The sequence below is a fragment of the Streptomyces sp. WAC03905 genome (assembly GCF_057371075.1).
Genome location: NZ_JBXYDZ010000003.1, coordinates 2,984,528 through 2,997,698 on the forward strand (window position 1 = coordinate 2,984,528; position 13,171 = coordinate 2,997,698).

The following is a 13,171-nucleotide window of genomic DNA, read 5'->3' on the forward strand; positions in this document are numbered from 1 at the left end:
CTCGGCTCAGTTCATCGTGGCGGTCTGGCCGATCCGCTCGACCCAGTAGAGCTGCTTGTGTCCTCGGTCGTCGAGACTGTCGGCGACCTTCTGGGCCTCGGCCCGGGTGGCGTACCGGCCCACCCGGTAGCGGTTGCCGTTGTCGTCCTGACGTATGACCAGCCACGGGAGCAGGGCACCGCTGTCGTTCATCGCGTTTCACCCTCCGCCGACGTATCTGCCCGGGAAACCGCATTGCGCATATGCCCGACCTTACGCCCGACCTTTACGGAGCGGATACGGTTTTTCACGAAGAGATACCTGGCAGGCGTACGCATCCGGCCATGCGTACGAGTGCGCCGCGCGCGCCGGTCCGGACCAGGCGCGCACGGCCGCCGGAAAACGCGACCGCGCGCCCCCGGAGCTCCTACGGGCAGGTATACCCGCAGGTAGCTTCGAGGGCGCGCGTCGACGAGGTGCTCCACGGGCCCGGGAGCAGCGCGGTTCCGGCCGCCGCTCCGGTACGGCCGGGTGCGACCGGACGCCCCGCGAACCTCCGGAGGGCGCCGTTCAGGGGGCCGGCGGCGATCACCATCGCGCCGAAACCCGCCGGGTCGCCGGCCCCGGCGACCACCGGGGCACGGTCCGTCGGGGGGTGCCCGGCGGATCAAGGCCGGGCACCCCCTACTAGCGGACCGGGAGGTGGTAGGACAGGCGGTAGCGGTCGGCCGGGACGACCACGTCGGCCGTCTCCACCGCGCGGCCGGAGGCGTAGTAGGTGCGGCCGATGACCAGCACCACGTGCCCCGGGACCCCGCCGAGCAGGAGGATCTCCTCCGCCAGGCCGGGCCGCGCGCCGACGTCCTCCACCATGTTGTCGACGACGACGTCGATCGCGGCCATCCGGTCGACGACCCCGGACCCGCCCAGTGGGCCCTCCTCCGGCAGCATCACCGGGGTCCGCCCGGTCACGGCGAGCGGCTCCCAGGAGGTCGAGAGCATCATCACCTCCCCCGCGTCGCGGAAGACGTATCGCGTCCGCATCACGCGCTCGCCCGGCTCGATGCCGAGCCGCTTCGCGATCTCCACCGGTGCGCCCGTCTGTTCGCTGCTCGATTCCCACGTCCCCCGCGCGCCGGAATCGGCCTGCTCCTGGCGGAACGGCGTCGAGGTGCCGCCCGTGCGGTAGCCGGAGCGGGCCACCCGCCGCGGCACCGGCTGCTCGCGCACATACGTACCGGACCCGGACCGGCCCTCGACCAGCCCCTCCGCCATGAGGACCTTGCGCGCCTCCAGCGCGACGGTGTCGGAGACCCCGTACTCCTCGCGGATGCGGGCCTGGGACGGGAGCCGGGCGTGCGGGGGCAGAGAACCGTCGACGATCTGGCGTCGAAGATCCCCGGCCACGCGAAGATAGGCCGGCTGCTCACCGAAAGTCACTGGCCACTCCCATCAGGTTGACAGACAGCTACACCCTGGCAACCGACGGTTGAAGACCGCAAGCAAGGGCCAGAGTTTCACCCGAAGTGATGAAGCCAGGTCACTCAAACCCGCTACGGCGCGTTATCACGCAGGCGTCAGACCGCCTCGGACGAGGGCCTCTCACCGGAACCGTCCGACGGCTCCTCCGTGCCGCCCTGAGCGTCCTCCAGCCACTGCGGGATCCGCGTCGAAAGCCCGTACGCGCCGCGCAGCGCCTTCTCCGTCTCCAGCGACATCGCGGCCAGCGCCCGGTCCCACATCCGGTCGAACTCCGCGCCCGTCCGCGCCCGGGAGGCGCGCTCCCACGCCGCCCGGGCCACCTCGATCTCCTTGAGCTGCGCCGGGACGGCCGTATCCAGCCCCGGCCGGGCCGCGTCCTGCTGGAGGACCTTCGCCTCCTCCCCGAGGGCCGCGTGCACCTCGCGCGCCCACGCCTGGTGCGCGCGCAGCGCCTCGTCGACCTCCCCCTCGGGCGGCCGGCTCATGACGAACTCGACGCCGTTGGCCGCCCGCAGGAAGGCCGCCTGCTCGGGCTTCAGCATCCCCGCGTCCCGGCGCAGACTGCCGCTCCAATCCTCCTCCGCCGTGCCGATCACGCAGAGCAGCTTCCGGTCGCCCTGGTCCCAGGACTCCTGCGAAGGCGCGAAGTAGAACATCTCCGCGAACTCCGGCAGGGCCCAGGTGTCCATCGCGTACTCGTCCTGGGCCTTCCAACAGGCATCCTCCGCGGCCCGGTCGGCCCCGGGCGCACCGGGGGCCGCGGTGTTCACCGTCGTCGACGCGGTGACCTCGCCGTGGTGCGTCCGGGAGCAGTCGACGGCGTAGGTGAGGGGGCGCTCGTCGAAGAGGTCGCCGCCCGGGACGTTGAAGCAGTCGCCCGCCTCCAGGTCGTCGATGTCCCGCAGTTCACCCTCCACCTCGGTGTACTCGCTCAGCCCGTCGAGCCGGCCGCCGACCGCCTCGGTGAGGCGGCCGACGGCGAAGACCATCACTCCGGTCATCACGACGGACAGCACGAGCCCCGTGATGGCCAGGGCCCTGCCCCGGTCGCCCTTCCTCGCGATCTGCACGAGGGCCGCGATGCCGAAGGCGATGCCGAGCGGCGGGAAGCACAGGAGTCCGGCCAGGAGCGAGGCGAGGGCGAAGCCGTTGAGCGCCGGCGGCTGCGGCCCCCGGCCCGGCGGCGGTCCCCATCCCGGCTGCGGCGACGGCGGCGGCCAGGAGTGGCCCGGTCCGGGAGGAGGACTCGGCGGGAGGCTCAAGGGGGCGTACTCCATCGCAGGTGGCAGGGCATCGCGGCCGGCGGGACGTCGCGGGGCGCCGGGAGGCACCACGGAAGGCGCGAACGGATGCGCGAATAGTACGCAGCGGGGGCGACCGGCACCCGGTCGCCCCCGCTGTTTCCTCACGGCTCGGTCACTGCCTCCGGCCCGCTCCTCAGAACTGGAGCGCCCAGGAGTCGATCTTGCCGGTGTCGCCGTTGGCGTTGTCGTGCACCCGCAGCTTCCACGTACCGTTCGGCACCGTCTCGGAGGAGGCGTTCACGGTGAAGGTCCGCACGATGTTGTCGACGTCGCCGCCCGTGCGGTTGTGCAGGGTGTAGACGCTGCCGTCGGGCGCGACCAGGTCGATCCGCAGGTCGCCGATGTACGTGTGCTTGATGTCGACCGGGACCTTCAGCGTCGTCGGCGCGCTGCCGACGACTCCGCTCACGGCGATCGAGGACTCGACGGTCGCGTTGTCGCCGATCGCGACGTCGGTCGTGTTGTCGAAGCGCTTGCCCGGCGGGACCGGTCCCAGGGCGGTGACGTGCAGCAGGCGGTTCGGCGAACCGGTGCCGCCGCCGGTCACCTTGTCCGGGGTGGCGGACCCGATCAGCGCGGTGGCCACCTGGGCCGGGGTGCTGGAGGGGTTCTGCGAGAGGTAGACGGCGGCCGCGCCCGCGACGTGCGGCGTGGCCATCGAGGTGCCGTTGATGGTGTTGGTCGCGTAGTCGCCCGTGCCCCACGCGGAGGTGATGGCGGAGCCCGGCGCGAAGAGGTCCAGGGCGGGGCCGAAGTTGGAGTAGCTCGCCCGGGCGTCGGTGTTGGTGGTGGCGCCGACGGTGATGGCCTCGGCGACGCGCGCCGGGGACTTGGTGGAGGCGTTGGCCGACTCGTTGCCCGCGGCCACGGCGTAGGCGATGCCGGAGGCTATGGAGTTGCGGACGGCCGTGTCGAGCGCGGTGTCCGCGCCGCCGCCGAGCGACATGTTGGCGACGGCCGGCTTGACGGCGTTGCGGGTCACCCAGTCGATGCCCGCGACGACCTGCGCGGTCGTGCCGGAGCCGTTGTTGTCGAGGACGCGGACGCCAACGATCTTGGCCTTCTTGGCCACGCCGTACGAGGTTCCCGCGACGGTGCCGGCGACGTGCGTGCCGTGGCCGTGGCCGTCCTGGGCGACGTAGTCGTTGTCGATCGCGTCGTAGCCGTACGAGGCACGGCCGCCGAAGTCCTGGTGCGTGATGCGGACACCGGTGTCGATGACGTACGCGGTGACGCCCTCGCCGCCCTTGTCCGGGTAGGTGTAGCCCTGGTTCAGCGGCAGCGCCCGCTGGTCGACGCGGTCCAGGCCCCAGGACGGCGGGGCGGGCTGGGTGGCACTGGCGGTGAAGACGCGGTTCTGCACGACCGACTGGACCGCCGGGTCGGCGGCCAGCTTCTCGGCCTGGGTCCGGGAGACCTCGACGGAGTAACCATTGAGGGCCGCGCTGTAGGTCCGGTCGATCTTCGCGCCGTACTTCTTGGCGACGAGCTTGCCGCTCGTGGTGGTCGAACGCGGCGCGGTGTCCTTCAGCGTCACGATGTAGCTGTTGGGCACGGACCCCGGCGCCCCGGCGTTCTCGACCACACCGCGGGCATCACTGCCGACGGCCGAGGCGGGCAGCGCGGCGGCCGCGCCCAGCGCGAGGGCCACGACCGCGGTCGCACTGATGCCGGCGATCTTCCGGCGCGTATGACGCATCACTGGCATGTGACGGGTCCTCCTCCTAGGTGGTGCACTGCAGGGGGCAGCGGGGCCGCGCGCAAGCGTGACCATGACAACGCAAACGGCCGAACGGCCTGCCGCATCCGAAAGGTTGACCCACCCTCGGCGCGCCCCACTGGAGGACGACGACCGCGTAACATCCGTGCCGTACGACGACCATGCCCGAGCAAAGGCGCTCCGCAGATGACGCACGCACCCCCCGGTTACGTCTGCTCCGAGGACGGTACACGCGCGGACGTCCGGACCGCCCCCTGGGGGTGCCCTCTGTGCGGCGGCCCCTGGGACCTCGATTTCACGCCGGATCCGGACGCGGCGCTCGAACCGTCCGCCGGACCCGGTTCACTGTGGCGGTACGGTCCGGTGCTGCCGCTGCCGGGGGCGTTCTCCATCTCCCTGGCGGAGGGGCACACTCCGCTGATCCCCCTGGGGGAGCGGATCCACGCCAAGCTCGACTACCTGATGCCGACGCTGTCCTTCAAGGACCGGGGCGCCGTGATGCTCGTCGAGCTCGCCCGGCGGCTGGCGCCGCAGCGCGTCGTCGCGGACAGCAGCGGCAACGCGGGGACGTCGGTGGCGGCGTACTGCGCACGGGCCGGACTCGCGTGCGAGGTCTTCGTCCCTGAGGGGACATCAGAGAAGAAGACGGAACAGATGCGGGCGCACGGCGCGGTCGTCCGCGTGGTCCCGGGCGGCCGCGAGTCCGCCGCCCTGGCCGCCCGCAAGGAGGCGGACTCCCCCGGCGTCTTCTACGCCAGCCACGTGTTCAACCCGTACTTCCTGCACGGGACGAAGACCTACGTGTACGAGGTGTGGGAGGAGATGGGCCGGCGGCTGCCGGAGGTGCTGGTCGTACCGGTGGGCAACGGCACCCTGCTGCTCGGCGCCGCGCTCGCGACGCAGGAACTGGCCCGGCGCGGGGTACGGCCGCCGGCCCTGATCGCGGTCCAGTCCGAGGCGGTGGCCCCGCTGGCGCAGGCGTTCGCGGCGGGCGCGGACGATGCCGCCCCGGTGGAGCAGCGGCCGACCCTGGCCGAGGGCATCGCGATCCCGGCGCCGCCGCGCGCCCGCCAGATCCTGGCCGCGGTGCGGGCGTCGGGCGGCACCTTCGTGACGGTCCCGGACGCCCGGCTGCGCGAGGCCCAGCGCGACCTGGCCCGCCGCGGCCTCTTCGTCGAACCGACGGCCGCGGCCTGCTGGGCGGCCGTCTCCCCCACCTCCCCGACCGACCCCTTGCAGGGCCGCACGGCGGTCATCCCCCTCTGCGGCGCCGGCGCCAAAACGGGCCTGGCCCCCTGACCCGCCCAGCCCCACCGTCGTCCGAGACATGGAGCCCCGCCCTTCCAGCCCGGCCGTCGTCCGAGACACGGGGGCACGGGGCGGAGCCCCGCTCTTTCAGCCCCGCCGGCATTTGAGGCACGGGCCCCGGGGCGGAGCCCCGCTCTTCCAGCCCCGCCGTCGTCCGAGGCCCGGGGCCCGGGGCGGAGCCCCAATCTTTCAGCCCCGCCAGCGCTTGAGGCACGGGGGCACGGGGCGGAGCCCCAATCTTTCAGCCCCGCCGGCGCTTGAGGCACGGAGCCCCGCTCTTTCAGCCCCGCCGGCGTTTGAGGCGCGGGGGCACGGGGGCAGCGCCCCCGCCACGGCGCCGCACCCGGCAGCGCACCGGCACCCGCACCCGCACCCGCACCCGCTTCGACCCCGAGGTCGGAAATCCGCGAGCCCCCGCCCTCCCCGTCTGCTCAACTGACCCCATGAGCACCCACCCCGGCACCCACCCCGGCACCCACCCCGACCTCGCCGCCAAGGCCACCGCCTTCACCGCACTGCACACCCCCGCCTCCCCCCTCGCCCTCGCGAACGCCTGGGACGTCGCCAGCGCCCGCATCGTGGAGGCGACCGGCGCCCCCGCCGTCGCCACCACCAGCGCGGGCGTCGCCTGGTCCCTCGGCTCGCCGGACGGCGACGCCCTCGCCCGCGACCGCGCCCTCGACCTGATCGCCCGCGTGACCGCCGCCGTGTCCGTCCCGGTCACCGCGGACATCGAGGGCGGCTTCGGCGCCGACCCGGACGCCGTCGGCGAGACCGTCGCCGGCGTCATCGCCGCAGGCGCGGTCGGCATCAACATCGAGGACGGCACCCGCGACCCCGCCGAACAGGCCGAGCGCCTCGCCGCCGCCCGCGCCGCCGCCGACTCCGCCGGGGTCCCGCTCTACGTCAACGCCCGCATCGACACCTACCTCAAGGGCCTGGGCGAACCCGCCGCCCGCCTCGACGAGACCCTCGCCCGCGCCGCCGCCTACCTCCGGGCCGGAGCCAGCGGCGTCTTCGTGCCCGGCGTCCTCGATCCGGCCACCGTGGCCGAGCTGGCCAAGGGCGTCGACGCCCCCCTCAACATCCTGCTCGGCCCCGACGCCCCGACCGTCGCCGCCTGCGGCGCGCTCGGTGTCTCCCGCGTGAGCCTCGGCTCGTGGGTGGCCGAGGCCGCGTACGCCGTGGTCCGCCGCGCCGCCGAGGAACTGGCCACCGGCGGCACGTACGGGGCGCTCGCGCACGCGCTCCCGTACGGCGAGCTGAACGACCTGCTCAAGGGCTGAGACAACCAGATGCCTGCATGGGCCAACGACCTTAGGATCCGGACATGAGCACCTCAACCCCCGTGGACGCCGGGCCCAAGGTCACCCCGCACGGCAGGATCACAGGCGCGGTCTGGACCGCACTGGCCCTCGTCTACGTCGTGTGGGGCTCGACCTACCTCGGCATCCGAATCGTCGTCGAGACGATGCCACCCTTCCTCTCCGCCGGAGCCCGCTTCATCACCGCCGGCGCGCTGCTGACCGCCGTCGTCGCCTGGCGCCACGGGCCGGCCGCGCTCCGGGCCACCCGTGCCCAGGTCGGCTCCGCCGTCCTCGTCGGCCTGCTGCTGATCCTCGGCGGCAACGGCCTGGTCGTGCTCGCGGAGACCTCCGTACCGTCCGGCCTGGCCGCACTGCTGGTGGCGGCGGTGCCCATGTGGGTGGTGGTGCTGCGCACGGCCACCGGGGACCGACCTCCGGCCCGCACCCTGGTGGGGGTCCTCCTCGGTTTCGCGGGTCTCGCGATACTGACCAGCCCCGGTCTCAGCGGCGCCGTACGGCTGTCGGGCGTGCTGCTGGTGGTGGTCGGATCGGTGCTGTGGTCGCTGGGGTCCTTCTCCGCCTCGAAGCTGTCCCTGCCGGGCAACCCCTTCACGGGCAGCGCCTACCAGATGCTCGCCGGCGGGATCGGGGGCGTGGTCGTCGGCCTGCTGCGCGGCGAGCACCGCGGGCTGGACCCGGCTTCCTTCTCCACCGCCTCCTGGCTGGCCCTGGGCTACCTGGTCCTCTTCGGCTCGCTCGTCGCGTTCACCGCGTACGTGTGGCTCCTGCAGGCCGCGCCACTGTCGCTGGTGGCCACGTACGCCTACGTCAATCCGGTCGTGGCCGTCGCGCTCGGCTGGCTGATCCTCGACGAGGCGCTGACCTGGCCGATCGTCGTCGGCGGCGCGGTGGTCGTGGCGGCGGTCGTCGTGATCGTCAGCACGGAGCGCAGGAAGAAGCAGTAGCGGCGCCTCCCGCGGGCAGGCCAACGGGGACGGGACGGAACGAGGGACGGGAGCGGGGACGGGGACGGGAACAGGGGACGCTCAGCCCCGCGCGGCCCGCTCGTACAGCGCCTTCGCGCGTTCGTCGAACAGCGCGGCCGTGGAGTCCACATCGGTGTCCCCGCCGCTCAGCACCCCGATGAGGTGCCCGGCGGGATCCGGTCCACCGCGGTCCGCGATCCAGGGGCTGCCGCTGGTGCCCGTCCAGAAGCCCGCGCAGCTCATGTAGAGCATGTCGGGGTCCTCCTCGTCGTGGCGGGTCTGCGTGGTGCAGGAGACGGGCCTGTTCTGCGGGTTGTGGTCGGACTCCGGGTAGCCGACGACGGTGACGTCCCGCTCGTAGCCGGAGGTCCACTCGGGCCGGGGCGCCTCGGCGCGACCACCGACGGCCTCCTGGACGCTGCGCCCGTCCTCGTCCGGCGCGATCGTGAGGAAGGCGAAGTCCGCGGTGTCCTCGCCCCACTTGGTCCAGCGGTCGTCGACGTGGATCGCCTTGACCTTCCACACCCCCAGGGGCTGGGTGCCGTCGCCCTCGCCGGAGAAGGCCGGGGCGAAGGAGAGCTCGCCGATCGCGAGGCCGTCGTGGGCGACCTCGCCCGGCTGCCCGTCCTCACCGGCGGGGGCGACGCAGTGCGCGGCGGTGGCGACGACATTGCCCTTCGGGCTGTCGACGACGCTCGCCGTGCACCAGTGCTCGCCGCCCGCCATGAGGACGCCGACGGTGGGGAAGGGGAGCACCGGCCGCTCGCCGGGGGCCTTCATGAAGGCCATGGCGCACACCGCCGCGATGCCCGCCGCGGCAGCCGCCGATGCCCCCTTCACCACCGTGCTCATCGCACGCCGGGAGCGGGTGTCGGTCCCTTCATCACCTTGCTGATCCACTCCAGAGAGCCCTCCCTCATGCCGCGCACGTACGACTTTCCGTTGTGCTCACCATCCTGGATCACCTGGAGCGAGGTGTGCACGGGGCCCTTGCCGTACTCCTTCATGAACTTCTCGGCCTGCTCGCGGCCGGTCTCCTTGGTCCCGATCTGGAAGTTGACGTAGACATCGGGACCGCCCGTGTCGATCAGCTTCGCGGCGAGCTTCTCGGGGTTGTTCGCGTCCATGGCCTGCGTGTTCCCGTTCCAGAGCGGGGAGTCGGGCACGATGTCGGTGCCGCTGGCGATGGCCGCCTTGAACCGGTCGGGGTACTTCAGCAGCTGCTTGAAGCCGTTGAATCCGCCGGCCGAGGAACCCATGAAGGCCCACCCGTCGCGGGAGGTGAAGGTCCGGAAATTGGCCCTCGCGAAATCGGGGACGTCATCGGCCATCCAGGTGCCCATCTTGGGCTGGCCGGGGATGTCCGATCCGTCGAAGTGGTGCTTGGTGTCCGCGTTGGTCACCGGCATGATCAAAATGAAGGGCAGGCTCTTGCCCGACTTGGCGCCGTCGCTGACCGCCTGCTGGAGGCCGAGGCCGGGGCCCGTCCCCCAGTAGTTCGTGGGGTAGCCGCGACCGCCGGGCAGGGAGATCAGGACCGGGAAGCCGCTCTGGGCGTACCTCGGCTCGTCGTACTCCTTCGGCACCCACACCCACACGTCCCCCGTGAAGCCGGACTTCTTGCCGGTGAGGGTGGCCTTGCCGATCTGGGTGCCGTCGGGCAGGCGGCTGGTCCGTACGAACGAAGCCGCCGGGCCGGTGGGCATGAGCACCTCCGGCAGGGCCTGGGAGGCGGTGGCCGTCTTCTCCTGCACCTGGACCTTGCCGAAGGAGACCGGATCCCCTATGTCCGAGAAGAGGCCGAACTTGTACGCTGCCGCGCCGCCCCCGGCGAGGGTGAGCGCGATACCGCCGCCGATCAGAAGCAGGCGCAGGCGGTGGGGGCGACGGGGGCCCGTGGTCATGGGGCTGCCGTCGCCTTGCTGGTCATGCTGCACGGTTGTTGTCCCGTTCCTTCTCCGGCGCTCACCTCGGAGCGCGGGCCGGACCGATCGGTCCCCCTTACACCCTTTACAGAGGTATGAACGACGCCGCGGGTTGCCTGGGACGGGGGTGACGTGGCGAGCACCACGCGGCGCCGTCGGGGGGGGGGCGGGGGCGGGGGCGGGGGCGGGGGCGGGGCGGGGGCGGGGGCCGGGACAGAGACGGGAGACACGACAGCGCGGCGGCGGCTTCGAGGGAGGACGGGATCCACTCGACCGGCATCAGAGACGTCCTGGGGTTTCCCGTCAGTCCCATCGTCTTCCGTGTCGGGCCGGCCCCTCAAGGGCGCTCCCTGCGGTCGCGTCACTGCGTGATGGCCTTCGGCCACCCTTGACCGCCCGTCCCGCCACGGAAAATTCGAGGACTGCCAGGAAGCCCCCAGAAGAACGGGCCGGGCGTTCGACAAGCGGACGGGGCGTCGGAGACGCGCAACGGGGTCAGGGGTGCGCCACCAATCGCTACGCGCTCCCCGACGACGGCGTCCGCGAGCCTCTGGGGCTGGGCATAAGCCGCCACCAATCGCTACGCGCTCCCCGACGACGGCGTCCACAGGCCTCTGGGGCTGGGCATAAGCCGCCACCAATCGCTACGCGCTCCCCGACGACGGCGTCCACAGGCCTCTGGGGCTGGGCATAAGCCGCCACCAATCGCTACGCGCTCCCCGACGACGGCGTCCACAGGCCTCTGGGGCTGGGCATAAGCCGCCACCAATCGCTACGCGCTCCCCGACGACGGCGTCCACAGGCCTCTTGGGCTGGGCATAAGCCGCCACCAGTCGCTGTGCGCTCGGCGAGACGGCGCCTGCGAGCCTCTCGGGCTGGGCATAGGCCGCCCAGCATGGGCGCGCTCCTCGATCACGCGTCTGCAGTTCGTCCTGGGCTGGTCGCAGGCCGCAGAAACCTTCCATCGCCCCTCACGGACACCCTCAGGTTCTCCCACGGGACGGAAAAGCATCAGATGACGGCCGGAGCGATCCCAATCCATGTCAGGGCGGGTGGGAGCCACACAAGGCCTTCAATATGCCCCAATCGCCCCTTTCTGTACCGACCGCTGGGATCCCACCATCGTCTTGTCCGGGGTTGGCATCGGCTGGGCCGATGGATCGCCCTCCCGCTCGCCGATTTCGACCGCTTGTTCGTGGCCGGGGCGCCGGACGCCGTCCGTGAGGAGAAAGGGAAAGGTTTCTGCGGCTTCTGGCCAGCCCCAGACAGACCGCAGACGCGTGATCGAGAAAGCCCGGCCATAGTGGGCGGCCTATGCCCAACCACAGGGACTCGCTGACGCCGTCTCGCAGAAGCGCGTAGCGATAGATGGCGGCCTATGACCAGCCCGAGAGGCCTGCGGACGCCGTCGTTGAGGAGCGCGTAGCGATTGGTGGCGGCTTATGCCCAGCCCCAGAGGCTCGCGGACGCCACCCGACAGGAGCGCGTAGCGATTTGGGGCGCCCCGGCTACCGGCTCGCATCGCTGAGGTGCCCGTCCCTGGAACGGAACGCCCGGCCCGTTCTTCTGGGGGCTTCCTGGCAGTCCTCGAATTTTCCGTGGCGGGACGGGCGGTCAAGGGTGGAGCGCAGCGACATCGCGAAGCGACGCGACCGCAGGGAGCGCCCTTGAGGGGCCGGCCCGACACGGAAGACGATGGGACTGACGGGAAACCCCAGGACCTCTCTGATACCGCCCGGCCGGGACCCCGCCCCCCGAAGCCCCCGCCGCGCCTACCGGCCCCGCCCCCCGAAGCCCCCGCCGCGCCTACCGGCCCCGCCCCCCGAAGCCCCCGCCCCGCCCCGCCTGCCGGCCGCGGGAGCTCCGGCCCCTCGGCTCAGCTTCCCTCCGGCTTCGGGGCCTTCAGGACCTTGCTGACCCATTCCAGGGAGCCTTCCTTCATGCCCCGGACGTAGTGCCAGCCGTTGTGCTCGCCGTTCTGGATGTCGCGGATGGTCGTCTTGACCGGCCCCTTGCCGTACTGCTGCTGGAACCGCACCATGCGGTCCTTGCCGGACTCCTTGGTTCCCACCTGGAAGTTGATGTAGACCTCGGGCCCCTTGCTGTCGATCAGCTTCTGGGCCAGCTTCTCCGGGTTGTTCGCGTCCATCTCCGCCTGGTGGCCCTTCCACAGCGGGGAATCGGGGACGATCTCGCCGCCGCTGGCGATGACCGCCTTGAACTTGTCCGGGTGCTGCAGGACCGTCTTCATGCCGACGAACGCGCCCGAGGACGACCCCATGAAGGCCCAGCCGTCACGGGACTTGTAGGTGCGGAAGTTGGCCTTGGCGAAGTCCGGGACGTCCTCGGCGATCCACGTGCCCATCTTGGCCTGGCCGGGGATGTCGGAGCCGTCGTAGTAGTACTTCGCGTCCGGGTTCAGCACCGGCATGATCACGATGTACGGGAGGCTGGTGCCGGCCTTGACGCCCTCGGTGATGGCCTTCTGCAGGCCCAGGCTGGTGTCCGCCCAGTAGTTGTTCGGGAAGCCGTTGCCGCCGGGGAGCGCGATGAGCACCGGGAAGCCGCTCTTCGCGTACTTGGGGTCGTCGTACTGCTTGGGGGCCCACACCCAGACGTCGCCCTCGAAGCCCGACTTCGCGCCCGTGAGACGGGTCTTGGCGATGATCGTGCCGTCGTCGAGCTTGGCGGTCTGCTTGAACTCCGACTTCGGACCGGCGGGCATGAGCACGTCCGGGTCGCCGGACGGCTTGGCCTCGGCGCTCGGCGAGCCGGCGTCGGACGAGCCCGCGGCCGGGGGCGTGGACGGGTTCTTGCCGAAGGTGACCGCCTCGCCGTTGCCCGAGAACCAGTCGAGCTTCCAGGCGGCGAACCCGCCTCCGCCGAGGAGGAGCGCGAGGGCGACCACGGCGCTGATCCATATTCGGCGGCGGGAGCGCTTGGGCTGCGGGGCCTCGGGCTGGTGCGGGTACCCGTTCGCGAGCGAGGGCTCACCGTAGGGCGGCTCACCGTACGGCGGCCGGCCCGGGTAGGGCGACGGCACCTCGTACGTCTGCTGCTGCCCGCGCTGCGGGGGCTGTTGGCCGCCGTACCCCTGGGGCGGGTGGTCCTGGTACGACGGCTGATCGTCAGGCCGCGGGCGCTGCGGGTACTGGTGCAC

At 72.0% G+C, this 13,171-nt stretch carries 10 protein-coding genes; 3 read left to right on the forward strand and 7 right to left on the reverse strand.

Features of this window, described 5'->3' with window-relative positions; translation table 11 throughout:
• Nucleotides 1-6: 6 nt before the first annotated feature.
• The 4 genes from AC2RP6_RS15725 to AC2RP6_RS15740 form a co-directional block, all read right to left on the reverse strand.
• Nucleotides 7-192 carry an SPOR domain-containing protein gene (locus tag AC2RP6_RS15725; protein WP_030664389.1) on the reverse strand — a complete coding sequence of 62 codons (186 nt, stop codon included), beginning with the start codon at nucleotides 190-192 and terminating at the stop codon, nucleotides 7-9.
• 474 nt (nucleotides 193-666) lie between these two features.
• The gene (locus tag AC2RP6_RS15730) at nucleotides 667-1,419 is read right to left on the reverse strand and encodes a GntR family transcriptional regulator (RefSeq protein WP_486446771.1); all 753 of its coding nucleotides are present in this window, start codon (nucleotides 1,417-1,419) and stop codon (nucleotides 667-669) included.
• 137 nt (nucleotides 1,420-1,556) lie between these two features.
• Nucleotides 1,557-2,723 carry a DUF4190 domain-containing protein gene (locus AC2RP6_RS15735; protein ID WP_486446772.1) on the reverse strand — a complete coding sequence of 389 codons (1,167 nt, stop codon included), beginning with the start codon at nucleotides 2,721-2,723 and terminating at the stop codon, nucleotides 1,557-1,559.
• A gap of 175 nt (nucleotides 2,724-2,898) precedes the next feature.
• Nucleotides 2,899-4,473, reverse strand: a complete 1,575-nt coding sequence (locus AC2RP6_RS15740) for a S8 family peptidase (RefSeq protein ID WP_486446773.1) — start codon at nucleotides 4,471-4,473, stop codon at nucleotides 2,899-2,901.
• Nucleotides 4,474-4,671: 198 nt separating this feature from the next.
• Between AC2RP6_RS15740 and AC2RP6_RS15745 the strand changes: the two genes are divergently transcribed.
• From AC2RP6_RS15745 to AC2RP6_RS15755, 3 genes are all read left to right on the forward strand, one after another.
• Nucleotides 4,672-5,784 (forward strand): threonine synthase, encoded by a 1,113-nt coding sequence (locus AC2RP6_RS15745; RefSeq protein WP_486446774.1) that lies wholly within the window; start codon nucleotides 4,672-4,674, stop codon nucleotides 5,782-5,784.
• Between the two features lie 452 nt (nucleotides 5,785-6,236).
• Nucleotides 6,237-7,079, forward strand: coding sequence for an isocitrate lyase/PEP mutase family protein (locus tag AC2RP6_RS15750; RefSeq protein WP_486446775.1), 843 nt, complete (start codon nucleotides 6,237-6,239; stop codon nucleotides 7,077-7,079).
• A 44-nt stretch (nucleotides 7,080-7,123) separates the two neighbouring features.
• Complete coding sequence (locus AC2RP6_RS15755; RefSeq protein ID WP_486446776.1) at nucleotides 7,124-8,065, forward strand: EamA family transporter; 942 nt, start codon at nucleotides 7,124-7,126, stop codon at nucleotides 8,063-8,065.
• A gap of 81 nt (nucleotides 8,066-8,146) precedes the next feature.
• Here AC2RP6_RS15755 and AC2RP6_RS15760 read toward each other — a convergent pair whose 3' ends face one another.
• The 3 genes from AC2RP6_RS15760 to AC2RP6_RS15770 form a co-directional block, all read right to left on the reverse strand.
• Nucleotides 8,147-8,926, reverse strand: a complete 780-nt coding sequence (locus tag AC2RP6_RS15760) for a trypsin-like serine peptidase (RefSeq protein ID WP_486446777.1) — start codon at nucleotides 8,924-8,926, stop codon at nucleotides 8,147-8,149.
• Between the two features lie 8 nt (nucleotides 8,927-8,934).
• Nucleotides 8,935-9,990, reverse strand: coding sequence for an alpha/beta hydrolase (locus AC2RP6_RS15765; protein WP_486446778.1), 1,056 nt, complete (start codon nucleotides 9,988-9,990; stop codon nucleotides 8,935-8,937).
• 1,897 nt (nucleotides 9,991-11,887) lie between these two features.
• Nucleotides 11,888-13,171 (reverse strand): alpha/beta hydrolase, encoded by a 1,284-nt coding sequence (locus AC2RP6_RS15770; RefSeq protein ID WP_486446779.1) that lies wholly within the window; start codon nucleotides 13,169-13,171, stop codon nucleotides 11,888-11,890.

What these genes read in the sequence shown, in the direction of transcription:
- AC2RP6_RS15725 (WP_030664389.1), bottom strand. Translation starts at nt 192, where the DNA reads ATGAACGACAGCGGTGCCCTGCTCCCGTGGCTGGTCATACGTCAGGAC.
- AC2RP6_RS15740 (WP_486446773.1), bottom strand. Translation starts at nt 4,473, where the DNA reads ATGCCAGTGATGCGTCATACGCGCCGGAAGATCGCCGGCATCAGTGCG.
- AC2RP6_RS15765 (WP_486446778.1), bottom strand. Translation starts at nt 9,990, where the DNA reads ATGACCACGGGCCCCCGTCGCCCCCACCGCCTGCGCCTGCTTCTGATC.
- AC2RP6_RS15745 (WP_486446774.1), top strand. Translation starts at nt 4,672, where the DNA reads ATGACGCACGCACCCCCCGGTTACGTCTGCTCCGAGGACGGTACACGC.
- AC2RP6_RS15750 (WP_486446775.1), top strand. Translation starts at nt 6,237, where the DNA reads ATGAGCACCCACCCCGGCACCCACCCCGGCACCCACCCCGACCTCGCC.
- AC2RP6_RS15755 (WP_486446776.1), top strand. Translation starts at nt 7,124, where the DNA reads ATGAGCACCTCAACCCCCGTGGACGCCGGGCCCAAGGTCACCCCGCAC.